Raw genomic sequence first — 26,898 nt, forward strand, 5'->3', positions numbered from 1 at the left:
ATGAATGAAGTCGTTTACCTCATCCTGCGGCAGATGCGCCGCCCGGCGCTGATCCTGCTTGTCGCCTACTCCGTCGCCATGCTCGGCATCTCGTTGATTCCAACGATAAACAGCGAGGGCGAGCCTTCGTATCTCACTCTCTTTCAGGCTTTTTACTGGGTCAGCTATACCGCGACCACCATCGGCTACGGCGAGCTGCCGCTGCCCTTTTCCGAATGGCAGCGGATGTGGGTGGCGCTCAGTATTTACTACACGGTGCCGGCGTGGTTCTACGCCATCGGGAAGGTCATCGCCCTGTTGCAGGACCCCACTTTCCAGCATGCCCTCAGCGAGAGCCGCTTCGCCCGCCAGGTCGCGAGACAGCGGCACAAATTCTGCATCGTCTGCGGCTTTGGCGAATCGGGGCAACGCCTCGTCCACCTGCTGCTGAACGCGGGCTACCAGTGCGTGGTTATCGACAAAGATCCGGTGCGTATCAGCCGCATGGCGCTCGACCCCGTCATGCACAGCGTCCTCGCCATCAGCGGCGACGCTTTCAGCGTGGACATCCTGCTCAAATCCGGGGTGCAATCGCCGTACTGCCGCGCCGTCATCGCCATTACCGATTCCGAGGCGGTGAACATCAAAGTCGCGCTCGCCGCCCGCCTGCTCACCACCGACCAGACACGGTTCCAGATTATCTGCCGCACCTACACCCGCGCCGGCAGCGCCAATGCCAAATCCTTCAATACCGACGCCGTCATCAATACCAACCAGATTTTTGCCCTGCGCCTGATTACCGCACTGCGCCGCCCGGCAATCGCCGAACTCGTCGCCCGCCTGCAAGGCCGCCCCGGCGAACGGCACGAATCGCCGCCGCAGCCACCCGTCGGCCACTGGATCATCTGCGGCAACGACGCCCTCGGCAAGACCCTGAAACGCTTCCTCGACTACGAAGGCGTGGACTGCACCATGATCGACCCCGCCCTGCAAAGCGCGCCGGGACAAGTGCGCGGCCTCGGCACCGAAGCCGTCACCCTGCGCGAAGCGCGCATTGACCGCGCCCACGCCATCGTCGCCGCCTACAAATCCGACTCCGACAACCTCTCCATCGCCGTTACCGCCAAGGCCATGCACCCCTCGCTCTTCGTCGTCGGCAAACAGAACCACAGCGCCGACCAGCGCCTCTTTGCCGTCGCCGGTTTCGACCGCGTCATGGCCGAAGCCGACCTCATTGTCAGCGAAGTCTTCCCGCGCATCGCCCAATCCCTGCTCAGCCGCTTCATGAAAGTCCTCTGGCACCAGGACGACGCCTGGGGCCAGCGCCTCCTGCAACGCATCACCCTGCTCACCGGCGAACACAACCCGCACCACTATGTCCTCAAAGTTGACGCCCGGCGCGCCCCCGCCGTCATGCGGGAAATCCGGAGCGGCCACCTGCTGCGCCTGCAAAGCCTGTGGATGCTGCCGAACGAACCGCAAACCGCCAACGACGCCATCCCGCTGCTGCTGCTGCGCAACCAGCAGGACATCATCCTGCCCAACGCCGCCACCTCGCTGCAAGCGGGCGACCAAGTGCTCATCCTCTACCACCGCGAAGAAACCGGCTGGCGGATGCAGCGCGCCGCGCGCGACGAACACGAGCTCTACTACGCCACGCACGGCCGCGACAAACCCATCTCCCACCTCATGAACTACCTGCTGAAAAAACTCGACCCATGATCTACTACCAAACCTACGGCCACAGTGCCTCCCAGGCCGTCGTCCTCCTGCACAGCGGCGGCATGGCCGGCGAAGAATGGCAGCCGCAAATCCCCGCCCTCGCACAGCGTTACCGCATTCTCGTGCCCGACCTGCCCGGGCACGGCAAAAGCCCGCTTGACAGCGAACGCCTCACCATCAGCCTCATGGCCGACGCCGTCCTCGAAATGCTTAATGCCGAAGGCATCCGCGAAGCCAACTTCTGCGGCTCCAGCATGGGCGGCGCCGTCGCCCTGTGGCTGACCCTGAAACACCCCGAACGCGTCAAACGCCTCGCCCTCTACCGCATCAGCTACCGCAGCAATACCGACATCCACGCACAAGTGAACAGCATGGCCGACCCCGGCTACTGGGAAAACTTCGGACTCGCCGCCTGGCTATCAAAGCTGCACAGTCCGCAAGGCGGGGCGGATGCGTGGAAACAAGTCATTGCCCGCGTCGGCGACGCCCTGCACGCCACCGGCAGCGAACACGCGCACCGCCTGCACGACCTTGCCGCCATCACCTGCCCCGTCCTCATCATTACCGGCGACCGCGACCCCATCGCCCCGCTGACGGACGCCTGCGAGATGTATCACACCATCCCCGATGCCGATTTGTGGATTATCCCGCACGCTGCGCATATCACCGCCAGCAACACTTGGCGCGCTCCGGCCTTTGCCGAAGAACTGCGCCGCTTTTACAGCAGAAGCGCCAAACACCAGCACTGAAAACGCACTTCCCGCACCATGCCCCGCCTCCCCGCCCTCTGCCTCGCCTGCCTCATGATGGCCGCCCGCGCCGCCGCGCCCGACCTCATCCTCGCCGGCGAATACAGCGGGCAGGACGTGCGCGGCTGGGCGATGAGCGAAAAACTCGACGGCGTGCGCGCCTATTGGGACGGACACCAACTCATCAGCCGCGCCGGCCACCCTTTCCACCCGCCTGACGGCTTCCTCGCCGACTACCCGCCCTGGCCGCTGGACGGCGAACTGTACAGCACGCGCGGCGATTTCGAGCGTATCTCCGCCGCCGTCCGCAGCGCTGACGCCGACTGGGCGGGCATCCACCTGCACGTCTTCGACGTGCCGCAGGCAGAAAGCACCCTCTACCGGCGCCTCGCCACCCTCGCCGCCTGGCTGCGGGATCACCCGCAAGCACGCATCCGCCTCATCCCGCAAATCCCCATCCGCGATACCGCCGAAGTCGATACCGCCCTGCACGCCATCGAAGCGGCAGGCGGCGAAGGCGTCATGCTGCGCGACCCCGCCCGCCCCTACCACGGCGGCCGCAGCCCGTATCTGCTCAAACACAAAAGCGCGCACGACGCCGAATGCACCGTTACCGCCCACCACCCCGGCACGGGCCGCAACGCCCATCGCCTCGGCGCGCTCACCTGCGAAAACGCCCACGGCAGCTTCCGCATCGGCTCCGGCTTCAGCGACGCCGAACGCGAACACCCGCCCGCCATCGGCAGCACCATCACCTACCGCTATCGGGGCTACACCAAAAAAGGCACGCCCCGCTTCGCCACCTACCTGCGCGCGCACAACGAGCCATGAACACCGCCTGCCGCCACCGCCTGCAATCCGTCATCTGCTGCGTCGCAGAGCACTAACGTGCCCTGCCCGCCCCTCCTGACAACCAGCCCATCGACCCACACTGACGCCACAGCCGCATGTGCGACACCTGCGCGCGCCGCACCAATTCTTGCGCTTGCCGGCTACCCGCCCCGTGCGCACAGCCTTCCGCCCTTCCCTGCTCCCTGGGCGACCGGCGGCACCTTGCTTCACCCCGTCTGCACCGCGTCCATGATACGCAGCCTGCGTTATAATACGCATGGCTTATCACTAAAAACCACATCAACCCTCAGGAGTTCCCCATGGATATTCTCACCCGCATGCACGCCTTGCCGCTGTCCCGCTTCCATTTCCACCTGCTCGGCCTTATCGGGCTGGGCTGGATGTTCGATGCGATGGATACCGGCATGGTGTCCTTCGTCCTTGTTACCCTCACCGGCGAGTGGCAGCTTGACAAGCAGCAATCCGGCTGGATCGTCAGCGTCGGCTTCATCGGCATGGCGCTTGGCGCAGTATTGAGCGGCTGGGCGGCCGACCGCTTCGGGCGGCGCAACGTCTTCGCCGCCACGATGGTGCTCTACGGCGCGGCGACGGGGCTTTGCGCGCTCGCGCCCAACCTGCCGTTTTTGCTCGTCAGCCGCTTCTGGGTCGGCTTCGGCCTCGGCGGACAGTTGCCGGTGGCGGTATCGCTGGTAAGTGAATATGCGCCGCCCCGCCTGCGCGGCCGTTTCATCGTCCTTCTGGAAAGCTTCTGGGGACTGGGCTGGCTCGTCGCCGCCCTCGTTTCCTACTACCTCATCCCGCAATACGGCTGGCGCAGCGCCTTCGCTATCGGTGCCGTGCCGCTGCTCTACGCCTTCGCCGTATGGAAACACCTGCCGGAATCCGTGCCTTACCTGCTCGCGGCAAACCGCCTTGATGACGCCCACGCCCTGCTCTGCCGCCTGGAACAGCAGGCGGGGCTCACGCCCGCCGCGACCGCCATCGCCCCGCCGGTGCCGGAAAAAACACGCAACCGCCTCATCGAACTGTGGCAGACGCCCTTTGCCAAACGTACCCTGATGCTGTGGCTCATCTGGTTCGGTATCGTCTTTTCCTACTACGGCATCTTCACCTGGCTGCCGAAACTGCTGGCAGAACAGGGCTTTGCCGTAGTCAAAACCTTCCGCTACATGCTGGGGATGATCCTCGCGCAACTGCCCGGCTACTTCGCCGCCGCCGTGCTGGTCGAAGTCATCGGGCGCAAGGCGACGCTGGCGGGCTTCCTCGCCGCCTGCGCCATCTGCGCCTACTGCTTCGGCCACAGCACGACCACGGAAGAAATCATGATTTGGGGCAGCCTGATGTCCTTCTTCAACCTCGGCGCCTGGGGCGTGCTCTACACCTACACGCCGGAACTCTACCCGGTGCGCTGCCGCGCCTTCGGCTCCGGCTGGGCGGGTGCTATCGGCCGCATCGGCGGCATCATCGCACCGCTGGTAGTGGCGGCGATGAGCGGCAGCAGTGCCGGCTTTGCGCGGATATTCGTGATGTTCGCCGCCGTGCTTGCGACGGTGGTCGTGGTCATCGTCGTCCTCGGCGAAGAAACCAAAGGACGGACGCTGGAAGAGATCAGTGCGGGGTAATCATGCCGGAGATAAAAACAGCACCATTTGGTGCTGTTTTTATCTTGAAATTATCCGCAGTAATCAAAGTCAGCAACTAATGTACCGTAGGGCGGGCTTTAGCCCGCCGCAGCGATATTGATGGTGGGCTAAAGCCCACCCTACGAACCCTGTTTTATTTCTTGGGATCGGTATTACGCATTCCGGACAACGATGTCGGCAACCCAACTGGCCAATTCCGGATATTCTGCGCCATCAATAACAAATTCTTGTCCCTGAGAAAGAATACGCAAAGCGACTTTATCTTCCGGTATGGTATCATCCAGAGTCCAGCGGGTGAGATCTCCGTGTGAACTCAATGCGTTTTTACCGTCTTTTGGATAGAACCAGCGGGGTAATAACCAATCTGAACGGGATTTACCGTCTTGTGTGAGTTGCAAGGCCGGAGAATAATACGGGAATATGCCGCCACCAAAGGGTGCCGAAGAGGAAAATGCCGATTTCTGCTTGGCAATATAGACAGTATTGTTTTTATGTTCGCCTTGTACAAAGTGAAAATGCGGATGTTCCTGCAACCAGGCATACGCCGCTTTGTTCCTGCCGTCATCTACGGGTAATACCTCTTCTATCTCCAGCCAGCCATAGAGCATATGCAGATCGGGAGCATCCGGTACATAACGCCACTTACCTTCGTATTCTTCCACTCTGCGGAACCAGCCGAAAAAGAGGAAAACATCATCCTTGCCGACCTTGCGGTTGGCTAGATAAGTTTGTGCTGCATTCACCTGACCAAAAGCAGGACGCCAACCGGCAGGACGTTTGGTAGGCGGGCGGTTCAAATCCGGATCGAGATGAACACGGTAGTCAATGGTTTTACCGGTCAGCTCGGCAACCATCTTGCCGACATCGACGCCTTCCAGCCATACATCGTCAAAAGTATATTTGCCTTTTTCTGCCGGAATCGGCAGAGACAGCATCCTGCCATCAGGCAGGATAGGGCTTGCGCCACCGCCATTACTGCTGTCAAAACCCTTGCGGGAAATGATAACTTTCATATTGTTACTCCTTCTTATGAACATTTTTTGCTTGAAGAAATGGTTGCGGTTTGGCGGGATGCCGGTTCGGCAGGCTCGCCCAGTTTTCCGCCCACGCTTATATCTTTTTCGTGCAAAACACGGTTAAAGAAATCGATGAAATCGCTTATAAACGGATTATTACTGTTGGAACGGTGCCCTTGTTTCCTTGGCGTAATCCTTTTTAATTCTGGAGGAAGTATAATTTCATACTGATCTCCCCGACCAAAATACCAGAATTTCCCGCCAAGCAAGACATTTTTTCCATCCAGTACATCGCGTTGGTACGCATCCTCTCCATGTCCTGACCAGGAAGGCAGACACTTATATCCGCCATTTTCATCGCTTATCCAGATACAATCTCCTGGTTCAAATTCATTATTGGGAATTTTGCCGCGCAGCATTGCATCGCTTTTACATAGTTCAGTATACTCATGCCAGGATAATTTTTTATCTACAACCATGCAGTACACAATACGGCCAGAGTCTTTACCACAGCCAAAACCCACAATAATATCTTCTTTTTTAGCTGCTGACCTAATCTTGGGCTTGCATATTGCCAGAGTGCATACACCGCAATAAGGATTGGGGGCTACCCCTTTGTCATAAGCCACTTTATAAGTAAACAATCTTCGGTTAGATGATTTTTCCAGATACATTTTTTTCTCCCGGTTTGGAACAATTAGCAATATTTTAAAGACAGGCTGTTTGTCATCATCCTGCATTATTAAAATACTATTGAGCAATTAAGCAAAAAACATGCCAATTACATGATGGCTCTATAAATCCCCGCATCCCCCTCACTGAAACAGCAGAAAATCACTTTTTCTATTTGCGGGCATTGCGGCAGGGTATCGCGTACGGTGTGCAGCGCGATTGTTGCCGCCGCTTTGCCGGGATAGCCGTACACGCCGGTGCTGATGCAGGGAAAGGCGATGCTGCGTACTTGGTGGGCGTCGGCGAGGCGCAGAGAATGGATGTAGGCGGCGGCGAGCAATGCCGCTTCGCCCCGCCCGCCGCCGTGCCAGACGGGGCCGACGGTGTGGATGATGTAGCGGGCGGGCAGGCGGTAAGCGGCGGTGATTTTGGCTTCGCCCGTCGCGCAGCCGCCCAGTTTGCGGCATTCGGCGAGCAGTTCCGGCCCGGCAGCGCGGTGGATGGCGCCGTCCACCCCGCCACCGCCGAGCAGGGTCGGATTGGCGGCATTAACGATGGCATCGACGGGCAGGGTGGTGATGTCGGCGACGGTGATGGTGATGTCGGCGTGGGTGGGTGTCATGGTTTTATCCTCTGTTTGCGGCCTGCATGATAGACGGGCAAGCGTCATTTACCGTCGCCTGGAAACGGCGGAACTTCCGCGCGCGCCAAAGTCCGTTTATTGCCGGCTCTATCCCCCTTCCGGGCCCTCACAAAAACGTTCGCGTTTTTGTGGGAAGCGGTCCTCCGCAAGCGAGGGACGGTTTTTCTTTATGCTACCGGCTTCATTCCGGGTTTCTTCTTTTGTCGTGCACGAAACGGCGGGCAAAAAAAGAAGGATAGTTGCCTATCCTTCTTTCGTTTATGGCTGCATGGTTTCAGCTTTCCGGGAAGATGACGCTCAGCAGCATTTTGAAGTTTTCTTTGCCATAGACGGCGTGGGGGTGATTGGCGGGCATCACGATGGATTCGCCGCTGTGCAGCAGGTAGGGCACGCCGTCGATGGTAAATTCGCCTTCGCCGTCAAGAACGGTAACGAGGGCATCGCCTTTGGATTCGTGCGTGCTGATGCCTTCGCCTTTGGCAAAGGCAAAGAGGGTTAGGCCGACACCCTTGTTTTGCACCAGGGTTTTGCTGACCACTTGTCCTGCGCTGTAATCGACGAGGGCGGCGAGGGTCAGCACTTCGGCTTTTGCGATGTTTTTGAGTATGTCGCTCATGGTTATCCTCCGTTGTATGTGGCACCGGTTGCCACGCCGCAATGATAACCCTTGTCAATCGGGATTGCAGTACGCGGCGGCAGGCGGCAAGCGCGGCAACACCGGCATGAATGTGTCGCCGGGCGGGCGCTTTCCCCCGCAAGCGGGAGTGTTTCCTTTTACAATAGCCGCCCGTTTCCCCCGTTTTTTCCGTAGCCAGAGAGGAGTGCCGCGTATGGAAAGCATGAACCTGTATTTCCTGATTTTTGCCTTTTTGTTTTTTATCAGTGTGATAGCCACCCGCCTCTCGGCGCATATGGGGATGCCGCTCTTGCTGGTCTTCCTCGGCGTCGGCATGCTCGCGGGCGAACAGGGCATCGGCGGCATTCAGTTCGGCAATTTCCTCGTGGCGAATCTCATCGGCCAGCTCGCGCTCGCCATCATCCTGCTCGACGGTGGTTTGCGTACCAGTGTTGCCAGTTTCCGCATTTCGCTCAAACCCGCCATCGTTCTGGCGAGCTGGGGCGTTATCGGCACGGTGCTGGTACTGGGGCTGTTCATCACCTTCTTCCTGAAAGTGAGCTGGCAGATGGGTTTCCTGATGGCGGCGATTGTCGGCTCGACGGACGCGGCAGCGGTGTTCTCGCTCCTGCGCAGCAGCGGTGTGCGCCTCAATTCGCGGGTGATTTCCACGCTGGAGCTGGAAAGCGGCGCGAACGACCCAACCGCCATCTTCCTCGTGACCGCGATGATTTCCCTCTTTGACACGACGCAGCAGGCGAGTGTGTGGTCCTTCCTGCTGATCCTCTTCCAGCAGATGGCGCTCGGCCTGCTCTTCGGCGTGCTGGCCGGACGCGGCCTCGCCTGGCTGCTGCACCGCATCCCGCTCGCCGAAGGGCTCTACGCCCTGCTCGTCGCCTCAGGCGGGCTGATGCTCTTTGCCTTCACCAACCTTTTTGGCGGCAGCGGCTTCCTCGCCGTCTATGTCGCCGGCATCCTCATCGGCAACTCGCGCAACCCCGCCAACGAACACATCTTCAACGTCATGGACGGCTTCGCCTGGCTGGCGCAGGCGTCGCTGTTCCTCATGCTGGGGCTGCTCGTTACCCCCAGCCGCCTGCTGGAAACCGGCTTTTCCGCGCTCATCATCGCCGGCTTCCTCATCCTCGCCGCCCGCCCGTTTGCCGTGGTTACCGGTCTTGTCTGGTTCCCTTCATACAGCAAGCGTGAAACCGCCTACATCAGCTGGGTCGGGCTGCGCGGCGCGGTGCCGATTACCCTCGCCATGATGCCGCTGATGGCGGGCGTGCCGGAAGCGCGCTTCATCTTCGACATCATCTGCGCCGTGGTCATCCTCTCGCTGCTCATCCAGGGTACGACCATCGGCTACATGGCGCGCAAGCTGAAAGTCGTGTTGCCGCCGCAACCCGAACCGCTGGACAGCAAGGAAATCTGGCTCACCGACAAGCTCACCATGCAGCTGCAATCCTTCAAGGTGGCTGAACATTCCAAGGCCGAGCGCAGCCACCCCTACGCGCTGACCCGCCTGAAACAATTCGCCAACGCCCGCCTCTTCGCGCTTATCCGCGACAACGCCATCATGAAAGTCGGCATGAACACGCAGATGAAAAAAGGCGACATCGCCTGGTACGTCTTCCCCGAAGACCGGGGCAGCGAATTTGCCGAACAGTTCTCCGGACACCAGCAAAGCGCGGACGAACAGGCGTTTTACGGGGAAATCGAAGTCAAGCCCTACGTGCGCATGGGCGAACTGGCGACGGCGCACGGCATCGACATCGGCGAAGGCAACGACAACCGCACCCTGGGGGAACTCTTCCGCGAGCGCTTCGGCGATGTGCCGGTTGCGGGCGACCGCCTCGATCTGAACGGCTGCGAAATCACCATCAAGGAACTCGACGAACGCGGCTACATGAAATGGCTGGCGGTGAAAATGCCGCCAAAACCGGAAGAACCGCCGCAAGCGGAAGAACCACCGCAAGCGGCAACAGACAAAGCCGCCGCGCCTGCCGGGGAAAATGCAGGGAGAAGCTGTGGCGCAGGAACAGGCGGCGGGATAGCGTCATGACGGCAACAGCAGACCCGCGTCAAAACCCAACCCTGGCGATATACATCCTCTTCCCCGCCGACGGCGTCATGTCGCTCACCGGCATCATCATGGCCTGCGCCATGCGGCGCGAGACGGCAGGCACGATGTACGGCACGCATCTGCGCTATCTCATCGCCACCTTCTGGGGCATGATTTCCGGCACATTCCCCGGCATCGTCCCGGTGCTGCCGGTACTGCAAGATGTCAATACGCAGGGCGCGGACGATGCAGCCTTCAACTTGCTGCTTGCCGCCTTCATCACCTGGGGGCTTACCGCCCTGTGGTGGCCCATTCGCCTGATTTACGGCCTGATCCGCCTGTGCAAGGCGCAGGCGGTATAGTCAAGGCAACTCAAAATCCCTGCACCATGAACAACATCTCTTCTTCCGCCCCGGCTTGGGGCGTTCACCTGCGCCTGCTCGGCATGGTCATGTTCTGGGGCGCGTCGTACTCCTGGGCGAAAACCGTGGTCGCCACGGTGCCGCCCGTTACCGCCGCCACCATCCGCTTCTTCCTCGCCGCGCTGGCGCTCTTCATCTGGCTGCACCACCTGCGCCGCACCCGCCTGCTGCTAGCGCTCACCGCGCGGCAATGGGCGGGGCTGACGCTTGCCGCCATCAGCGGCATCGTGCTCTACACCATGTGCTTCATGTTCGCGCTGCGCTACATCGATGCCGGACGGGCGGCGGTCCTGTTCGCCCTCAGCCCGGTGCTGACCCTGCTCCTCGCCGCCTGGCTCTTCCGCGAAAAGCTCAACCTGCTGATTGTGGCGGGCATACTGCTCGCGGTTACGGGCTCGGCCATCGTCATCGCGCGCGGCAACCCGCTGGCGCTGCTGCACGGCCACATCGGCACCGGCGAATGGCTGATTTTCATCAGTATTTTCCTGTGGACGGGTTACACCCTGATCGGGCGCAAGATGCTCTCCGGCATGGACGCGCTGACGACCACAGTCATTACCCTCTTCCTCGGCGCGTTGCTGCTCCTGCCGCTCAGCCTCGCGCTGGACGGCACGGCGGGCTGGGCGGCGCTGCTGCACGCCACCCCGGCAACCTGGGGCGCGTTGCTGGCGCTGACCTTCGGCTCGACCGTGCTCGCCTATGCCTGGTATTTCGACGGCATCCGCGCGCTCGGCGCAGGCAACGCGGCAGGCTATCTCACCCTGGAACCCGTCTTCGGCGTCCTCTTCGCCGCGCTGTGGCTGGGCGAGCATCTGCACCTGTCGCTCATCGGCGGCGGCGCGGTGGCCGTCGGCGGCATGGTGCTGACCTACATCGGCCGCAGGCGCTGTCGCCCGTCTGCTCCATCAGGCTGATGCCGTAACGCAACAGCCCGCAGGCGATGCCCCACACGACCATCGCGATGAGGGCGTCTGGCAGGCGCCGGGTGACGGGGCGGCGGAACAGCAGCAGGAGCAGGTGCGCGCCAAAGCCTCTGCCCCCTGCCCGTCATGCAGGCGGAGAGTAATCCGGTGCCGCTGCGCCTTCCGGCTGCGTGGCAAGCCCCAGACGGCGCAAAAGCAGCGGCAGCAGTGCGGACGGCAGCTCGGCATGATAATCGGCGACGCAGGTGCGCGCTTTGAGCGCCTCCGGCCAGGCGGCGGTTTTCACCGCGTCCTTGCCGCTGATGATGAGACTGCCGCCCACGGCAAAATCGGCGGCAGCGGCAGGCAGGGCGGCGTGATCGGGCAGACTGCGGCAGGCGGCAAGGGTTGCGCCCTGTGCGCGCAGGCCGGCAAAAAAACGTTCCGGACGGGCGATGGCGGTCAGCGCGTACAGCGGTGGTTCAAGCGCCGTCAGCGGACGCAGCCCGCCGCCGCCGAGCGGACGCACACCGCCGCTGCGGTAATGCAGCGGGTAGCTGTGCGGATGCGGATAGCGCGCGGGATCGGCACTTAGCACGCAGTCGGCACGCGCCAGACGGGCGGGCGGTTCGCGCAGCGGTCCGGCAGGCAGCGGCAAACTGTTGCCGAGACCGAGGTCGGCGGCGATGACGACGATTTCCACGTCGCGGGCGAGGGCGTAGTGTTGCAAGCCGTCATCGGCGATGAGCAGGCGGGTTGCGGGGTAGTCGCGGAGGAGTTTCTGCGCGGCGGCGGCGCGTTTTTTGCCGACGACGACGGGGGCGCCGGTCGTTTGCCACAACAGCAGCGGCTCGTCGCCGACCACGGCGGCATCGGGACAGGCGGCGACATCGGTAACTGTTCGCGCACTGCCGCCGTAGCCCCGGCTGATGATGCCGACGGGGATGCCGCGCGCGTGCAAGGCACGGGTGAGCGCCAGCACCAGCGGCGTTTTGCCGCTGCCGCCGACGGTGAGGTTGCCGACAATGACCACGGGTACGGGCATACGCCGGCTTGGCAGGATGCCGCAGCGGTAAAGCGCGCGGCGGGCGGCGCTGATGGCGGCGAAGAGGGCGGCAAGCGGTGTGAGCAGGAGGCTGATGGCGTTGCGGCTGCGCCAGAAGCGGGGGATGTCGCGCATGAGTGGGTTCCTGTGGTGGGTGGGATGTGCAAAAGGGCGGAAATCCGCCCTTTTCTCATTGTGGTTCAAGACCATTCGTTTTTTGCGGCGCGTTCGCGCGCCGGCGGGTATGCAAAGCCCGGTTGCCGGGCGCGCTTCATTTTTATACTGCGGGTATATAGGGTCTGTTGACACTAGTGCGCGACGCCGGCCTTGTCCAGCATGAAGACGACCATGTCGTGAAATTGTTCGTCGCTGATGGCGGAGCCGCCTTTGGCCGGCATGCCGCCGATGCCCTGAATGCCGCTTTTGACCAGGGCATCGAGGCCGCCTGCCTTGTCGAGGTGTGCCTGCCAGGCGGCGGTATCGCCCAGTTTCGGCGCGTTCAAGAGGCCGCTGCCGTGGCAGGCGGCGCAGATTTTGTCGTACTCGGCCCGGGTGTCGAAGGCGGCAGGGGCACCGGCGGCGCCCGCCAACCCGCTGTCGTCGGCAGTGGTGATGGCACCGACGGTCAGCACGCCGACGGGGGCGAGGCGCGCCGCTTGCAGGTTTTTGTTGATGGCGGGCGGCGTGCTGCCGCCGCCCCAGATGACCAGCGGCAGGATGAAGAAGGCGGGCATGAAGAGCGCTAGGATGACCATGATAAATTTGGTCTGTTGCGGGATGTTTTGCGTCATGATGGGTTCCTTGTCGTGTGTTTTTTGCTGCTGCGGCAAGCCGCGCCATCTTTATTTTATAGAAGCGCCGTATGCCGCCGCATGCGTTTATCTGTATGTTTGTTACGGTTTTTTCGCTTGTCGCCTATACTTCGCGCTTTTTCTGCGAGGGGGTTTGTGATGGCAGACGCGTCAAAGGTGCATTTTGTAACGGTATCGGCGGCGGATAGCGGCCAGCGGCTCGATAATTTTCTGCGCAGGCTGTATCCGGCGCTGCCAAAGAGCCGCATTTACCAGATGCTGCGCCGGGGCGAGGTGCGTCTGAACGGTGGGCGGATCAAGCCGGAGGCGCGCATCGGCGCGGGCGATACACTGCGTCTGCCGCCGGTTGCCGCCGGGCAGCGCGCCGCGCAGACGGTGCCGGGGTTCTGGTGCGAGCGGGTGCAGGCGGCGGTGCTGTTTGAGGATGAGGATTTTCTGGTGGTGAACAAACCCGCCGGATTGCCGGTGCATGGCGGCAGCGGGCAGGATTTCGGCCTGATTGATGCGGTGCGGCAGCTGTGGGGCGCAGGTTATGCCGAACTGGCGCACCGCCTCGACCGCGACACATCCGGCGTGCTGGTGCTGGGCAAGCACCGGCAGGCGCTGGCGGGCTTTCAGGCGCTGATGCAGGCGGGCGGCGTGGAGAAGCGCTATTGCTGTCTGGTGGATGGCGTCTGGGACGACCAGGTGCGCGAGGTGCGGCTGCGCATGGCGAAGGGGCAGTTGCGCGGCGGCGAGCGCATGGTGGTCAGCACGGAACATGGGCAGGAGGCGCGCACGCTGTTCCGCATCGGGCGGCGTTTTGCCGGGGCGACGCTCCTGGAAGCGCGCCTGGATACCGGGCGCACGCATCAGATCCGCGTCGCGGTGCAGTCGCGCGGGCACGGTATCGCCGGCGACGACAAATACGGCAAGCGCGAGTTCAACCGCACCATCCGCCGCCTCGGTTTCAAGGGGATGTTTCTGCACGCGGCCTCCATCCGTTTCGTTTATGATGACTGCCCCATTGCGGTCAGCGCGCCGCTGCCTGCGGCGGCCGCCCGCCTGTTATCCACTCTTGATAAGGAATCTGTATGAATTTTGATGAAGAACGCGCCCTTGCCATCGTCGCCCACGAGGCCATCGTCGAGACCCGCCGCCGCCGCCGCTGGCAAATCTTTTTCCGCTTCTTCTGGATGGGGTATTTCCTCCTGATGCTGCTGATTCTCCTCAGCCTGGGCGGGGGCGACCGCGACAACGCGGCGAGCGGCCCCGGCGTCAGGCACATCGCCGTGGTGCCGATTCAGGGACTGATTGCCGCCGACAGCGACGCCAACGCCGATGACACCATCCGCAGTCTGGAAAAAGCCTTCAAGAACCCGCACACCGAGGCCGTCTTCCTTGACATCAACTCCGGCGGCGGCTCACCCGTGCAATCCGGCGAGATTTACCGCGCGGTGAAGCGCCTCAAAGGAGAACGCAAACTGCCCGTCTATGCCGTGATTGCCGATGCCGGTGCCTCAGGCGCGTACTTTATCGCCGCTTCAGCGGATGAAATCTACGCCGACCCAGCCAGCATCGTCGGCTCCATCGGCGTCATCAGCCAAAACTTCGGCTATCGCGAACTACTCGGCAAGCTCGGCCTCGACCCGCGCACCTTCACCGCCGGGGAACACAAAAACTTCCTCGCCGGCGACCAGCCGCTCAAGCCCGAAGAAGTCGCGCATATGCAGGGACTCCTAGATAACATTCACCAACAATTCATCAAGGCGGTGCGCGACGGACGCGGCAGCCGCCTGAAAGAAACGCCGGAAATGTTCAGCGGCCTTTTCTGGACGGGCGAACAGGCATTGCCGCTCGGCCTCATTGACGCCCTCGGCGACAAAAACACCCTGCGCGACGCCAAATACAAAGACCTGAAAATGATCGAATACAAGCGTGACCGCAACGCCTTCGAGCGCCTGATGCGCGACGTGGGCAGCGAAACCTCAGCCGGCCTGCGCCGCGCGCTCGATTTCAGCGAGCAGGTCAACCCCATGCAGCTCAAATAACCCGCGCAGCGCAATCAGCGGCAAACCAACCAGGGCATTCGGATCACGCCCCAGCAACGCGTCGAAAAGCAGAATGCCCAACCCTTCCGACTTGAAACTGCCCGCGCAGTCAAGCGGCGATTCCAGCGCCACATACGCGCGCACCGCCGCCTCGCTGAGCGGGCGGAACTGCACCTCGAAACGCTCCACCACGCTGTGCACCACCGCGCCCCGGCGCAGGCACAGCCCCGTCAAAAACAGCACGCGCCGCCCGCTGAAACGCAACAGCTGCGCCACCGCGCGCTCGACCGTGTGCGGCTTGCCGAGAATATCGCCGTCCAGCGTCGCCACCTGATCCGAACCAATCACAAACGTCCCCGCGTCAGCAGCGGCCGCCTGCGCCTTCGCGACAGCCAGCCGTTCGACCAACTGCGCGGGCGCTTCGCCGGGCAGCGGCGATTCATCCACCTCCGGCCGCGCCGTCGCAAAGGGCAAACGCAAAGTCTGTAAAATAGCCGCGCGAAACGGCGACGTACTCGCTAAAAGCAACTGCATAAAACCTCCAAAAAACACGAGTTGTTTCCAATGGGACTGAGACAAGGCGGCGAGCCGGAGACAGTATGTTTAATACGGCGCGGGTTTCCGATAAAACCGTGCAGCGATTTTTATGGGTGCCCGGCGAGGCCCGCCAACACCGTATCAGTTCCATTTGGAACGACTAACACATCATAAAGGAAGCCCTTTGCAAGAAGAACACACTCCGCCCCTCGCCCGGCCGCGCTACCTCGGCCACTGGCTGCTCTGCGGCCTCTTGTGGCTCATCGTGCAACTGCCGCAGGCGGCGCGCATGACCACTGGCGGCTGGCTCGGCCGCCTCTTCTTCCGCCTCACCCCCTACCGCCGCGCCATCAGCGCCGCCAACCTCGCCATCGCCTTCCCCGAACTCGACACCGCCGCGCGGCAAAAACTGCTCACCGCCCACGCCGAAAGCGTCGGGCGCGGCATCATCGAAACCGGCATGGCGTGGTTTCTCAGCGAAAAACGCCTCCTCGCCCTGTCGCGCTTTGAAGCCGACCCCGCCGCGCTTGCCCTCCTGCGCGACCCGCACACACCGGTCGTCCTCGTCGGCTCGCACAGCACCCTGATGGAACTCGGCGTACGCCTGCTCGGCCTCTACGTCGAAGCCGGCGGCATGTACCGCCCGCTGAACGACCCCTTCTTCCACCACTGGATCCGCCACCACCGCGCCCGCGCCGCCACCGAACTCATCCACTACAAAGACATGCGCCACACCTTGCGCTTCCTGCACGCGGGCGGCAACCTCTGGTACGCGCTCGATCAGGACATGGGGCCGCGCGTCAGCGTCTTCGCGCCATTCTTCGGGCTGGACGCGGCCAGCGTCAACATCCTGCCGAAACTGCGCGAACGTACCGGCGCGCACTGGGTGCCGGTGTACATGTGGCGCGAAGGAAACCGCTACATCGTGCGCGTCGCCGCCGAAATCAAACCGGAAGAAGGCGAGACGGATACCGATGTCATGCGCCGCGTCAACGCCGCCTACGAAGCGGAAATCCGCCGCTACCCCGAACAGTACTACTGGCTGCACCGCCGCTACAAAAACCGTCCGGACGGCAGCCGCTATCCCTATCCGGAACGGCGGCGACGCTAACCTGCCCCGCTTCCCCTTTTCCTGCCGCCCACCCGCCAAAACACCATGCAAACCACCCCCACCACCCTCTGGGCCCCCTTCCTCCGTTTCCTCAACAACCCGCCGCTCGTCGCCCTCGTCGCCTTCGGCATCAGCCTCATCGCCATCTTCTACTTCCTCGGCGAATGGCTCTTCCCCGTCATCGTCTCCGTCGCCCTCGCCTACCTGCTCGAAGGCATCATCGGCAAACTCGAACGCTGGGGCATGCGCCGCATGTTTGCTGTCACCTTCGTCTATACCCTCTTCATCGCCGCCATTCTCTACCTCACCATCATCCTCATCCCGGACATCGTCGCCCAGGCCAAACTGCTCATCACCGCCCTGCCCGACTACTTCCGCCTCGCCCAGGAAAAACTGCTGCTGCTGCCGCAAAAATTCCCGAACGCTTTCAGCGAGACCGACATCAAAAACCTGCTCGACAGCATCAACGGCGAAATCGGCAATTACAGCAAGGCGCTCTCCGGCAAAATCTTCAACTCCCTCTTCGTCGTCATCAAGGCGCTGGTGTACATCATCCTCGTGCCGCTGCTCATCTTCTTCTTTCTCAAAGACAAAGCGCTCATCCTGCGCTGGCTGGGGCGCTTCCTGCCCAAACACGGGCAAATCATCCGCGACGTCTGGGCGGAAGTGGACATCCAGATCGGCAACTACATCCGGGGCAAATTCAGCGAAATCCTCGTCGTCTGGCTCCTCACCTACATCCCCTTCCACATCTTCAACCTGCAATACGGCCTGCTCCTCAGCTTCATGGTCGGCATCTCCGTGCTCATCCCCTACATCGGCGCAACCATCGTCACCATCCCCGTGCTCGTCGTCGCCTACGCACAATACGGCCTCACCTCCGACTTCTACTGGGTCACGGCGCTCTACTTCGTGGTGCAAATCCTGGATGGCAACATCATCGTGCCGCTCATCTTTTCAGAGGCGGTGAACATCCACCCCATCGGCATCATCATCGCCGTGCTCATCTTCGGCGGCCTGTGGGGCTTCTGGGGCATCTTCTTCGCCATCCCGCTCGCCACCGTAGTCAAAGCCTGCATGGAAGCCTGGCGCCGCTACCAGATCAAAGGCGAAGAAAACGGCGAGACCGCCTGAACCCGAAACAAAACAACATTCGTAAGGTGGACTTTAGCCACCATCCACAGGATTTCGGCAAGCTTCAGCCCGCCAAGCGGCGTAAATGTCAGGGGCGCGTAGGTGGGCTTTAGCCCACCATAACCTGCCAAGCAGCATAAACACCGAGCCCGCGTAGGGCGGGCACAACTCTGTTCCGACTCGCCCCCGTTGAGGTTATCACCCTGCGGGGGCATTTCTCTAATACAAGGGTGGGCTTTAGCCCCCGAGCAGGCGCAGCCTGCTTTTTGCGTTCTCGACAAGAGCGACGTCAAACGGCGTGGTTACCGGGCTCACCAAGCGGGCACCAACTCCCTCCACCCGCTTGCCGGATACCCGAAGGACGTAAGTAAGGCAAAAAGACGCTTGCTTGGCATAACCCGCCCCGAATCCGTAGAAAAAACCGTATAAATATCAGTATCCAACGAAAACCAAGAACAACACAACGATAAAATCCAAACAAAATCTTGCATCTGCCTGACCGAATGCTACTATCCTGCCATCGTCAACCGCTTCGCAAGGAGGCAGCATGACCCGGCAACGACGGCAGCGGTCGTCCACGATAACCAAGCAACAAAGAGCACCATCACGTACAGCAGCGCTGTGAGCTATGGTGCTTTTTTGCATCTTCCCCATCAGTTCCGCTTGGGATTTTTGCTTATCTCGCTTGCATTATTTAGCAGCATACTGATTGGTTGTAAAAGACAAAATTTCCCCACAGGCGCAACATGGCTGGAAGAAATACAACTCAGCAACGGCAAGGTGATTACCGTGCGCCGCACCGTTGCCGGGAAGCCGTATTACCAAGGGAACGGCTATGAATTCAGACCTACCAGCGATAATGTAGAAGTGGTTGATAGTAAAGGTTTGACAATACCACCTGTGTGGGAGAATAAATGGCGTCCCCTGATTCTTGATCAGGATGCACAAGGCGTATGGTATATAGTGGTAATGTCTTATTTAGGATGTAACGAACTAAGTTCTTTTCCTTATAGCTTATATAAAGTCAATAATGGACGATGGCAGCAGGTTAAGTTTGACAGAACATTGGAGGGTCGGAAAGCCAATTTTGATTGGACTATAAAGCTAAAAAGCGTTCCACCTCTGCTAAGGTTACAGGATAAACCTTTTTCTAAAAATAGTGTTTTTAGATCACCAAAGAGTTATCGTAAGGTTGTATTAGATGAATATCTTTCTATTGATTGTGACAGATCAAATGAAATCAAACTATAGGGGTATTTAATAATGATTACTATAAAAGAGTATGCGCAATTATCTGCCCGACATTTCCTCCTGCTTATAATATTTGGTTGCGTGTTAATTGCCTGTAAAAAACACCCTACCGGTGCTAGTTGGATGGAGGAAGTGCAACTCAGTAACGGCACGGTTATTACCATACGCCGTACTATTACAGGCAAACCGAATATTCAGGCGGGATATGCCGATTTCAAGCCGCAAAACGATCGTGTTGAGGTGATTGACAGCAAAGGCTTAAGCAAGCTGCCTGTTTGGGAAAGCAAGTGGTTTCCGATGATTTTGGATCAGGATGCTCATGGCGATTGGTTTATTATTGTTTATCCCATTTATTGCTTTGACTGGAACAGTAGTTTTCCTTATCGCCAATATAAAGTAATAAACAATTCATGGGAGTTGGTGGAATTTGATTCATCACTAAACGGGAGATCCGCTAATCTTGAATGGAAAATCAAATTGTCATCTATGCCTATTCTTCTTAAATTACAAGATAAAATTTCTAAAAACAGAAAAGGAGATCTCACACTTATTAAACACCGCAAGATTATAATAGATCAAGGTTATCTTTCTGAATGTTGATTTTTTGCTTATTACAGAGGGGTCTTAATTATGGCTAATAAAGAAAAAGTTAATGAATACGCGCAGTTAGCTGCACGTGCTTATGATAGAAAGCCTCAAAATAGAATGTTCATACCTGAAGGATTTGAAGAACTAGAATGGTTAGACGATGATTCAGTAACGGGATTTTCAGCAGGTGTTTATAAAAAAGATAATAAAATAGTTATATCTTTTGCCGGTGCTAACGAAGACTTATTGAAAGATTTTATAGAGGCAAATATCCCTGCCGGGCTTGGGATAGGCTCTGAGCAGATCAGTCAGGCATTTAAATTGACTTTAGAAACCATAAAGAAATATCCTAAGGCTGAATTGTCTTTTACAGGCCATTCATTAGGAGGTGGTTTGGCTTCTATTATGGCAATCTTGTTTAATAAGCCTGCTTATACATTCGACATGGCACCATTTAGATATAGTGCTATAGACGTCTATGTAATAATGGGATTATATAAATATATAAAAGATAATAATGAACATAATTCTGATTTTGAAGAATACGCTAATTATTCATATATATCTACTCAGGAAATTGCAAAGTATGAACTAGAGCGGCGTGAAGATCCCACTAAAAAAGATGACAAGATAGAAGAATTAAAATCCATCCTTATAAAGAATCAATTGGCGCGAGAGCATAATATTAAGCATTGGTACTTAGATGGAGAGATACTGAATCTTATAAGACCGTTGCGCCCATTTGCTGAAAACATTTCAGGAGGAGATACAAAAATAACGGTTGGTAATCAAACTCTAGATAAACTTGGTAGGCACTCAATAATTTTATTACAAGCACTTCTGCGAAATGAAAACTTTAGACAAGCTGTCAGCAAGTTACCAAATTCATTAGAATTTTTTACATCCACAAAACTTTTTGCATCTGAGTCGCCTGAATTCAATGATAACCCGGATTTCATGACTATTGTTGTTAAACAAGATGCTGGTGGTTATAATTCAAATTATGGCACTTTTATTCGTTCTTATCCCATTTTAGAGCATTTAGCATCTGATATGAATAAGATAACGACGCTCAATGATAATCTGCTTAAGAAAAACGCTGTTTTTGCCCAAATGATTGAGTGGTATTACTACCAAACTTTAGATTACAAGTTTAAAGAAGAAACGGGATATTTCTTTAAGAATAAAGAAAACTCTAATGCTCTGCAATATACATTAGCCAAACATACAGGGCTGCCTGATGTAACAGAAAGATCACGTCATTATTCCGATCTTTGGCTAACAAAATATTCCCGCGCAGGTGCTCAAAATAAAGAGAATTTTGAAGGAATCGAAGGAGAGGATCTGGTTGGTAGAAAAGATTTCAAAGGAGTAGATCTTAATGTTTTTTATGAAAAGGAACAATGGACAGTTTCAGCAGATAATGTAAATAACACATCTGCAAAACCTCTGGATTCAGCTAAAACACAGCTTATGCTTGGTGAGAAAGATGCCGATAATTTTATCGGTGGTGATAAGGAAGATTTGCTGGTAGGCGCAGGTAGTAATGATACCTTGTATGGTGGTGCCGGCAATGATGTCCTATACACGGGCTATATGCGTCCTAAAGAGTATGTAGGGATAATGGATTATGGGTATGTAGGAGACATATCGTCAACTAACTCTGCATATGGCGGCAAAGGTAGCGACACGATTTATGGTGATACCAGTATTGACTATTTATACGGCGCTGATGATGAAAAGGGTGAAGATGATACTAGCACAGATTATCTTTATGGTGGCAGGGGGAAAGACTATCTCTTTGGCGGCGCCGGTGACGATTACCTCTATGGTGGCTATGATGAACAAGGCAAAGATGATGATGCTAAAAATATCCTGAAAGGTGGCAAGGGTGATGATCATCTTTATGGTGATGATGGTAATGATGAATTATATAGGGAGGACGATAACGATACTTTGGTAGGTAATGGTGGCAGAGACTCATTAAATGGGGGTGACGGCTATGATACATATGAAGTGGATGAAGAAGACACCATATTGGACTCGGATGGTAAAGGCAGAGTTTTTCTCAATGGAAAATTATTGTCTAAAGCTATATTGAAGAAAGGCGATAATGTATTTAGAGATCAATATGGAAATACTTACGAATGGCCGGGCAATGGAATAATTAGCAGTAATCTGACAATTAACGGAAAGCTGACTATTATTGATTATAGGAAAAACGGTGATTTAGGGATTACGCTAGAAGTCGAACAAGAAGAAGTTCCCCCACCAGAACCGCCACCAGCCTCGCCCCCTTTCAAAGATTCCCTTTCTTTGGATCTGGATGGGGATGGCCAAGTCAATACTCTGCCGCGCAGAGTTGGTGTGCACTTTGATTTGGATAACAGCGGCTTTGCCGAGCAGACGGCTTGGCTTGCACCCGGTGACGGTTTCCTTGTGCTGGATCGTAACAATAACGGCCATATTGATGGCGGCGCAGAACTCTTCGGTTCGGAAACGACGCTGAACAACGGTAAGGTTGCCGAAAATGGTTTTGAGGCATTAGCGGAATGGGATAGCAATGCTGACGGTAAAATCACTGCTGAAGACGCGATTTATCATCGCCTGCGCATTTGGCAGGATAAGAATAGCAATGGTGTCGTTAATATCGGGGAATTGAATACTCTGTAAGCGCACGGTATTGCGGAAATCCATCTGGATTATCAAAATGGTTTTTGGGATGGGAACAACATCAGGCACCGTGAAATCGGGCATTTCACCCGCGCAGACGGCACACCTGGTGATATCCATACGTTATGGTTTGACAACGACCCGGTCCACAGCGTACCTGTGGAGAACCAGCAAGGGAGGGATGTGGAAATCCCGGCAGAAATCTCTGCCTTGCCCGATGCCAAAGGATTCGGCAATGTCTATCCGTTGCGCTATGCGATGGCGCTGGATAAAACGGGAACGCTGCAAAAGCTGGTCACACAATTTGTGCAGGAAAAGGATCCCGCTACCCGTCATGTGCTGACGGATCAAATCATGGCGCGCTGGACGGGAAAAGAAAATGTAACTCCTGGTAGCCGTGGCGTGTATGCGGATGCCGGTCGATTAGCCATCTTGGAAGCTTTCTGGGGTTCGGTTGCTGATGAGAGAGAGCTGAACTGGCGTAATGGTGACTGGATAAAAACGGCTTACAAACAGTTGCATAATATGGTTTATCGCCAACTCGCCAGCCAGACACACTATAAAGCGCTTTATGGTGCGGTAGATTTTTATCAGGATGAAAATGTATGGCGGGCAGATATGGCCAAAGTAAATCAGCAATTATTGCAAGCTTTTACCAGCGGTATGATGTCGGCAGAAGAAATTCATGATTTTCTAATTAATACGGTTAGTGGCTCTATTATCGATAATGGAACTTTACTATATGACATTAAGCAAAGTATTATAAATGATGCAAAAATGTTACCAGATGCAAAAATGAATTCATTACTTAAAGTAGTGATGCATGATAACGATATAATTACTGGAAATGATGAAGATAACTATATTGCCACTTATGGGGGGGATGATCAAGTTAAGGGTATGGCTGGTAATGACACCATTAATACAGGCAGCGGTAATGACAAGGCGTATGGTGGCCTTGGCGACGATACGCTATATGGTGGTGAAGGCAATGATTATCTTGACGGTGGTGAAGGTAATGACACCGTGTATGGTGGTGAAGATGACGATGTCCTCAGAGGTGAGGACGGCGCAGATATTTATGTCTTCAAAGGCAGTTGGGGTAAAGACACGATTTATGATAATCAGTCGGAAAACCGCATTCGCTTGGAGGACTGCTCTTTAGAAGATATCCGCTTTTCTAGAATAAACGGCAGGGATTTACTGATGCGTAAATTGGGCACAGAAAATGAAATTCTAATTAAAGATCAGTTTTCCGGAGAAGGTGTATTGGATGCGCGCTCCATTACGCAATGGGAATTTGCTGATGGCCGTGTATTGTCATCCGCAGAGGTCAACAAACTGCTGCATCAAGGAACGGATGGTGATGATGTGATGGAAGGCGATGCCTACGACAATATTATGGCGGGCAGAGCCGGAAATGACAGAATGTATGGCAATGACGGAAATGACGAAATAGCGGGTGGTAATGGCGACGATCTGCTTAATGGAGGCGGAGGTGATGACCGGCTGAACGGCGATAATGGCAATGACACATTGGATGGCGGCGAAGGTAATGACCGGCTGGACGGCGGCGATGGCAACGATACGCTGAATGGCGGTGATGGTGCCGATATTCTTGCCGGCGGCACAGGTGATGATACCTATATTGTCGGCGATAACGATACGGTTATTCTTGGTGAAAATATGGGTTCCGATCATCTGCGTATAGCCGATGGTACATATACGCCTCTGAAAAATGTCACCATTCAAATGGATATACCTGTTACTCCGGATCAGGTGCAGGTTGTCCGCAAAGATTTTGATGATACGGTTACAGGCGTTGATGATTATTCTCTCTTTGATCCGGAAATGCTTCTTTCCACGCCACACGGAAAGCTGAAAGATACATTCAGTGAAATCCGCTATATGTTGTCGGCTCATCTTCCTTCTCTTGAAAAAGGAGGGGATTATCTTGTCGGCTCTCTTCGGGATGACCAAAATGGGATGTTGCCAAAAGACAGGGCTTTTGTTTTGAATGTGGATGACCGTATTCCTTTCAGGGATGCTTTTTCTCAATGGGCAAGACAGGATCAATACTATTTGAAATTTGATACGGTAAACAAACATTATTTTACCATTACGCCCAAGCCGGGTATTTCAAATGACCTGCTCTTGAATTTTGGCGATGCGGGACAGTTGACGATTGACAATGGCTTAAGCGGAAACTACTATGGCGAAGTCACACTTGCCTTCAAGGACGGCAGCAAGATGAGCATCTCCGAGTTGCTGCAACGCCAACTGGATGTCGCGCAAACGGATGGGAATGATGTAATTCGCGGCTTTGCCGGCAATGATTATCTGCGCGGCGGTGCGGGCAATGACATCCTGCAAGGCGGCGAAGGCGATGATTCCCTGGAAGGTGGCACGGGGGATGATATTCTTTCCGGCGGTTATTACAGCCTGTACTGGAATACGCCGGACAGTATCTATAAAGGGTACTATCAATATCGGGACAGCAAACATGCGGATCAACCATTCGGATCCGACAAGTATTCTTCGACACCTTCACCCGGTTTGGGCAATGACACTTATATTTTCTCCGGAGCTTTCGGGCATGACACGATTATCGATCGTGATGAAACCAAAGGCAATGTTGATACGTTGTGGTTCAAAAACATCACAAGCCTTGATAAATTGAGCTTCCGCAAATTGGAAAACAATTTGGTTGTTGCCACCAAAGATAATCGCGCTTCCGTCACGGTCATCAATCGATTCTCCAAAGACCAGCCTTATTGTGGCGTGGAATCCATCCGATTGGGTGATGGGCAAACCATGAAATTGGATGATGTCTTTTTGGCACCCCTCATGACGCAAGGCAGCGAATATGATGATGTACTGGTGAATACGAGCGATCAGGGTATCAGGATTGATGGTTATGCCGGCAACGACACTATCACCAGCGGTGCGGGAGATGACACGATCAATGGCGGTGATGGTAACGACACAATTGATGCCGGCGACGGTGACGACATGATTGACGGCGGCAGCGGTGATGACAGAATTGACGGAGGTGAAGGCAATGACACCCTTATCGGCGGCAGTGGAAATGACACGATGACGGGCGGCGACGGTGATGACGTGTTTGTTTTTGCCAAAGGCTGGGGGCAGGATTATATTTGGGGCAGATGGACTAGGGATTTAAGTAATGACGTAATCCGCTTTACAGATGTTACCCCTGATGAAATCACAATGCGCGAGCAGGATGGCGACATGCTCCTCACCCGCAAGGGCAGTAACGATTCTATCCGCGTCTCTTCGCAGTTCAGCGAAGGTTCTCCCATCAGTAAAATCATATTCGCTGATGACAGCGAATGGGATCGCAAGAAATTATCTGCCATACTGATAGTAACAACGAATGGTGCCGATACCATCGAAACCAGTATTCCAAACATTACCATCCACGGTGGTGGTGGTAATGACATCATCAGGGCAAAAAACGGAATAAATAATCGTCTCTACGGTGATGCGGGCGATGATTCGCTCAGCGGTGACGGCGAATTATACGGCGGTGATGGGAATGACACGTTGAAAGGCATGGGCAAACTCTATGGAGGCAGCGGTAACGATAATTTAATGATATTGTGCAACACAATGGTGGATGCAGCCTACCCGCTGTATGGCGATGGTGGCGATGGTGATGACACGCTGAGTGTATTTGGCAGCACCGGATTTCATCATTATGGCGATGGTGTAGGTGCAGTTGCACCGCCAAGAGGAGAATCCGTGATCACCTTACATGGCGGCAAGGGTAATGACACCATCTACGGCTCTTTTGAGAACGAAATCTATGAATTCTCTCCGGGCGATGGACATGACACCATTATTGAGCGCGAGGCAATGAAAAGTACCATCTACCTTAGAGCCTCTTGGGATGTCCTGCGCTTCGGCTCCGGCATCACAGCAGAAGATATTCACTATCTGCGCCAAGGTAAGGACTTGCTGATCCGCCATAAAAACGGCACGGACAGCATTACCGTGCAGAACTTTTTCTATACCGACGACCCTGCTTACCACCATTACCGTATCAATGAAGTGCAATTTGCCGATGGCACCGTGCATAGCGACAGCGATATTGACCGCTTCGTCGCGCAGGAAAATCGTGGGGTTAACAGCAGAAATAACGGTATGAACAGCGTGGCGGTAAATGTTGCCGATTTTTCCGGGGGAAAATATAACCAACTGATGGCAAACAGCACCACCCCGGTTGGTATATCGACGGATGCTGTTGACCAAACGGCCTTGCATCATGCGCAGAACCTGGTGCAGGCTATGAGTACATTTGATCAACGCGGTATCAATGCAAATAACCCGATCAGCCCGAACGATAGCAACCTGATTAACAAAATACCGCTGGCACCGTCTCTTTGAGCGAGATAGCTTCGCCAGACCGTGTG

22 protein-coding genes are annotated in these 26,898 nt (G+C 56.2%); 15 read left to right on the forward strand and 7 right to left on the reverse strand.

Annotated features, from left to right (window positions below; all coding sequences use genetic code 11):
- From Q0562_RS09585 to Q0562_RS09600, 4 genes are all read left to right on the forward strand, one after another.
- Positions 1 to 1,701 carry an NAD-binding protein gene (locus tag Q0562_RS09585; RefSeq protein ID WP_298643797.1) on the forward strand — a complete coding sequence of 567 codons (1,701 nt, stop codon included), beginning with the start codon at positions 1 to 3 and terminating at the stop codon, positions 1,699 to 1,701.
- Complete coding sequence (locus Q0562_RS09590) at positions 1,698 to 2,450, forward strand: alpha/beta fold hydrolase (protein WP_298643800.1); 753 nt, start codon at positions 1,698 to 1,700, stop codon at positions 2,448 to 2,450. The genes Q0562_RS09585 and Q0562_RS09590 overlap by 4 nt, the downstream gene beginning before the upstream one ends.
- Positions 2,451 to 2,468: 18 nt before the next feature.
- Positions 2,469 to 3,281: a DNA ligase gene (locus tag Q0562_RS09595; protein ID WP_298643802.1), complete on the forward strand. Its 813-nt coding sequence runs from the start codon at positions 2,469 to 2,471 to the stop codon at positions 3,279 to 3,281.
- A 320-nt stretch (positions 3,282 to 3,601) separates the two neighbouring features.
- Entirely contained in the window at positions 3,602 to 4,924 is a 1,323-nt protein-coding gene (locus Q0562_RS09600; RefSeq protein WP_298643825.1) for an MFS transporter, read from the forward strand.
- 173 nt (positions 4,925 to 5,097) lie between these two features.
- Here the strand turns inward: Q0562_RS09600 and Q0562_RS09605 are convergent, their stop codons facing one another.
- The 4 genes from Q0562_RS09605 to Q0562_RS09620 all read right to left on the reverse strand — a co-directional run bounded on the left by Q0562_RS09605 (position 5,098) and on the right by Q0562_RS09620 (position 7,892).
- Positions 5,098 to 5,958 (reverse strand): hypothetical protein, encoded by an 861-nt coding sequence (locus Q0562_RS09605; protein ID WP_298643827.1) that lies wholly within the window; start codon positions 5,956 to 5,958, stop codon positions 5,098 to 5,100.
- 14 nt (positions 5,959 to 5,972) lie between these two features.
- Positions 5,973 to 6,701, reverse strand: coding sequence for a hypothetical protein (locus Q0562_RS09610; protein WP_298643829.1), 729 nt, complete (start codon positions 6,699 to 6,701; stop codon positions 5,973 to 5,975).
- Positions 6,702 to 6,742: 41 nt separating this feature from the next.
- Complete coding sequence (locus tag Q0562_RS09615; RefSeq protein WP_298643831.1) at positions 6,743 to 7,255, reverse strand: O-acetyl-ADP-ribose deacetylase; 513 nt, start codon at positions 7,253 to 7,255, stop codon at positions 6,743 to 6,745.
- Between the two features lie 295 nt (positions 7,256 to 7,550).
- A complete protein-coding gene (locus Q0562_RS09620; RefSeq protein WP_298643833.1) occupies positions 7,551 to 7,892 on the reverse strand; it encodes a cupin domain-containing protein in 342 nt (113 codons plus the stop codon).
- Positions 7,893 to 8,106: 214 nt separating this feature from the next.
- Between Q0562_RS09620 and Q0562_RS09625 the strand changes: the two genes are divergently transcribed.
- From Q0562_RS09625 to Q0562_RS09635, 3 genes are read left to right on the forward strand one after another with little or no spacing between them, the layout of a single operon-like run.
- Positions 8,107 to 9,957, forward strand: a complete 1,851-nt coding sequence (locus Q0562_RS09625) for a potassium/proton antiporter (RefSeq protein WP_298643835.1) — start codon at positions 8,107 to 8,109, stop codon at positions 9,955 to 9,957.
- Positions 9,954 to 10,319, forward strand: a complete 366-nt coding sequence (locus Q0562_RS09630) for a hypothetical protein (protein WP_298643837.1) — start codon at positions 9,954 to 9,956, stop codon at positions 10,317 to 10,319. The genes Q0562_RS09625 and Q0562_RS09630 overlap by 4 nt, the downstream gene beginning before the upstream one ends.
- 26 nt (positions 10,320 to 10,345) lie before the next feature.
- Positions 10,346 to 11,293, forward strand: coding sequence for a DMT family transporter (locus Q0562_RS09635; RefSeq protein ID WP_298643839.1), 948 nt, complete (start codon positions 10,346 to 10,348; stop codon positions 11,291 to 11,293).
- 133 nt (positions 11,294 to 11,426) lie between these two features.
- Here the strand turns inward: Q0562_RS09635 and lpxK are convergent, their stop codons facing one another.
- Together lpxK and Q0562_RS09645 are read right to left on the reverse strand one after the other, a co-directional pair.
- Positions 11,427 to 12,461 (reverse strand): tetraacyldisaccharide 4'-kinase, encoded by a 1,035-nt coding sequence (lpxK, locus tag Q0562_RS09640; protein ID WP_298643841.1) that lies wholly within the window; start codon positions 12,459 to 12,461, stop codon positions 11,427 to 11,429.
- A 173-nt stretch (positions 12,462 to 12,634) separates the two neighbouring features.
- A complete protein-coding gene (locus Q0562_RS09645) occupies positions 12,635 to 13,117 on the reverse strand; it encodes a c-type cytochrome (protein WP_298643843.1) in 483 nt (160 codons plus the stop codon).
- 159 nt (positions 13,118 to 13,276) lie between these two features.
- Between Q0562_RS09645 and Q0562_RS09650 the strand changes: the two genes are divergently transcribed.
- Both Q0562_RS09650 and sppA read left to right on the forward strand, forming a co-directional pair.
- The gene (locus Q0562_RS09650; protein WP_298643845.1) at positions 13,277 to 14,215 is read left to right on the forward strand and encodes an RluA family pseudouridine synthase; all 939 of its coding nucleotides are present in this window, start codon (positions 13,277 to 13,279) and stop codon (positions 14,213 to 14,215) included.
- Positions 14,212 to 15,168, forward strand: coding sequence for a signal peptide peptidase SppA (gene sppA / locus Q0562_RS09655; RefSeq protein ID WP_298643847.1), 957 nt, complete (start codon positions 14,212 to 14,214; stop codon positions 15,166 to 15,168). Before Q0562_RS09650 ends, sppA begins: the two co-directional genes overlap by 4 nt.
- Here sppA and Q0562_RS09660 read toward each other — a convergent pair.
- Positions 15,106 to 15,702 (reverse strand): nucleoside triphosphate pyrophosphatase, encoded by a 597-nt coding sequence (locus Q0562_RS09660; RefSeq protein ID WP_298643849.1) that lies wholly within the window; start codon positions 15,700 to 15,702, stop codon positions 15,106 to 15,108. The two genes, sppA and Q0562_RS09660, sit on opposite strands and share 63 nt — an antisense overlap.
- Before the next feature lie 187 nt (positions 15,703 to 15,889).
- On the opposite strand from Q0562_RS09660, the gene Q0562_RS09665 reads away from it, so the two are divergent.
- The 6 genes from Q0562_RS09665 (at position 15,890) to Q0562_RS09690 (ending at position 26,872) form a co-directional block, all read left to right on the forward strand.
- Positions 15,890 to 16,816, forward strand: coding sequence for a lysophospholipid acyltransferase family protein (locus Q0562_RS09665; RefSeq protein WP_298643851.1), 927 nt, complete (start codon positions 15,890 to 15,892; stop codon positions 16,814 to 16,816).
- 45 nt (positions 16,817 to 16,861) lie between these two features.
- Positions 16,862 to 17,950: an AI-2E family transporter gene (locus Q0562_RS09670; RefSeq protein ID WP_298643853.1), complete on the forward strand. Its 1,089-nt coding sequence runs from the start codon at positions 16,862 to 16,864 to the stop codon at positions 17,948 to 17,950.
- A gap of 621 nt (positions 17,951 to 18,571) precedes the next feature.
- Positions 18,572 to 19,201, forward strand: a complete 630-nt coding sequence (locus tag Q0562_RS09675; protein ID WP_298643855.1) for a hypothetical protein — start codon at positions 18,572 to 18,574, stop codon at positions 19,199 to 19,201.
- A gap of 12 nt (positions 19,202 to 19,213) precedes the next feature.
- The gene (locus Q0562_RS09680; RefSeq protein ID WP_298643857.1) at positions 19,214 to 19,801 is read left to right on the forward strand and encodes a hypothetical protein; all 588 of its coding nucleotides are present in this window, start codon (positions 19,214 to 19,216) and stop codon (positions 19,799 to 19,801) included.
- 30 nt (positions 19,802 to 19,831) lie between these two features.
- Entirely contained in the window at positions 19,832 to 22,462 is a 2,631-nt protein-coding gene (locus Q0562_RS09685; protein WP_298643859.1) for a hypothetical protein, read from the forward strand.
- A gap of 210 nt (positions 22,463 to 22,672) precedes the next feature.
- Positions 22,673 to 26,872, forward strand: coding sequence for a calcium-binding protein (locus Q0562_RS09690; protein ID WP_298643861.1), 4,200 nt, complete (start codon positions 22,673 to 22,675; stop codon positions 26,870 to 26,872).
- Positions 26,873 to 26,898: the final 26 nt, after the last annotated feature.

It is taken from the genome of uncultured Cardiobacterium sp. (assembly GCF_938028825.1).
In the GTDB taxonomy this organism is placed as follows: Bacteria; Pseudomonadota; Gammaproteobacteria; order Cardiobacteriales; family Cardiobacteriaceae; genus Cardiobacterium.

What these genes read in the sequence shown, in the direction of transcription:
- Q0562_RS09660 (WP_298643849.1), bottom strand. Translation starts at nt 15,702, where the DNA reads ATGCAGTTGCTTTTAGCGAGTACGTCGCCGTTTCGCGCGGCTATTTTA.
- Q0562_RS09595 (WP_298643802.1), top strand. Translation starts at nt 2,469, where the DNA reads ATGCCCCGCCTCCCCGCCCTCTGCCTCGCCTGCCTCATGATGGCCGCC.
- lpxK (WP_298643841.1), bottom strand. Translation starts at nt 12,461, where the DNA reads ATGCGCGACATCCCCCGCTTCTGGCGCAGCCGCAACGCCATCAGCCTC.
- Q0562_RS09625 (WP_298643835.1), top strand. Translation starts at nt 8,107, where the DNA reads ATGGAAAGCATGAACCTGTATTTCCTGATTTTTGCCTTTTTGTTTTTT.
- Q0562_RS09620 (WP_298643833.1), bottom strand. Translation starts at nt 7,892, where the DNA reads ATGAGCGACATACTCAAAAACATCGCAAAAGCCGAAGTGCTGACCCTC.
- Q0562_RS09670 (WP_298643853.1), top strand. Translation starts at nt 16,862, where the DNA reads ATGCAAACCACCCCCACCACCCTCTGGGCCCCCTTCCTCCGTTTCCTC.
- Q0562_RS09645 (WP_298643843.1), bottom strand. Translation starts at nt 13,117, where the DNA reads ATGACGCAAAACATCCCGCAACAGACCAAATTTATCATGGTCATCCTA.
- Q0562_RS09630 (WP_298643837.1), top strand. Translation starts at nt 9,954, where the DNA reads ATGACGGCAACAGCAGACCCGCGTCAAAACCCAACCCTGGCGATATAC.
- Q0562_RS09610 (WP_298643829.1), bottom strand. Translation starts at nt 6,701, where the DNA reads ATGCAGGATGATGACAAACAGCCTGTCTTTAAAATATTGCTAATTGTT.
- Q0562_RS09635 (WP_298643839.1), top strand. Translation starts at nt 10,346, where the DNA reads ATGAACAACATCTCTTCTTCCGCCCCGGCTTGGGGCGTTCACCTGCGC.
- Q0562_RS09685 (WP_298643859.1), top strand. Translation starts at nt 19,832, where the DNA reads ATGGCTAATAAAGAAAAAGTTAATGAATACGCGCAGTTAGCTGCACGT.
- Q0562_RS09615 (WP_298643831.1), bottom strand. Translation starts at nt 7,255, where the DNA reads ATGACACCCACCCACGCCGACATCACCATCACCGTCGCCGACATCACC.
- Q0562_RS09650 (WP_298643845.1), top strand. Translation starts at nt 13,277, where the DNA reads ATGGCAGACGCGTCAAAGGTGCATTTTGTAACGGTATCGGCGGCGGAT.
- sppA (WP_298643847.1), top strand. Translation starts at nt 14,212, where the DNA reads ATGAATTTTGATGAAGAACGCGCCCTTGCCATCGTCGCCCACGAGGCC.
- Q0562_RS09600 (WP_298643825.1), top strand. Translation starts at nt 3,602, where the DNA reads ATGGATATTCTCACCCGCATGCACGCCTTGCCGCTGTCCCGCTTCCAT.
- Q0562_RS09585 (WP_298643797.1), top strand. Translation starts at nt 1, where the DNA reads ATGAATGAAGTCGTTTACCTCATCCTGCGGCAGATGCGCCGCCCGGCG.
- Q0562_RS09680 (WP_298643857.1), top strand. Translation starts at nt 19,214, where the DNA reads ATGATTACTATAAAAGAGTATGCGCAATTATCTGCCCGACATTTCCTC.
- Q0562_RS09590 (WP_298643800.1), top strand. Translation starts at nt 1,698, where the DNA reads ATGATCTACTACCAAACCTACGGCCACAGTGCCTCCCAGGCCGTCGTC.
- Q0562_RS09605 (WP_298643827.1), bottom strand. Translation starts at nt 5,958, where the DNA reads ATGAAAGTTATCATTTCCCGCAAGGGTTTTGACAGCAGTAATGGCGGT.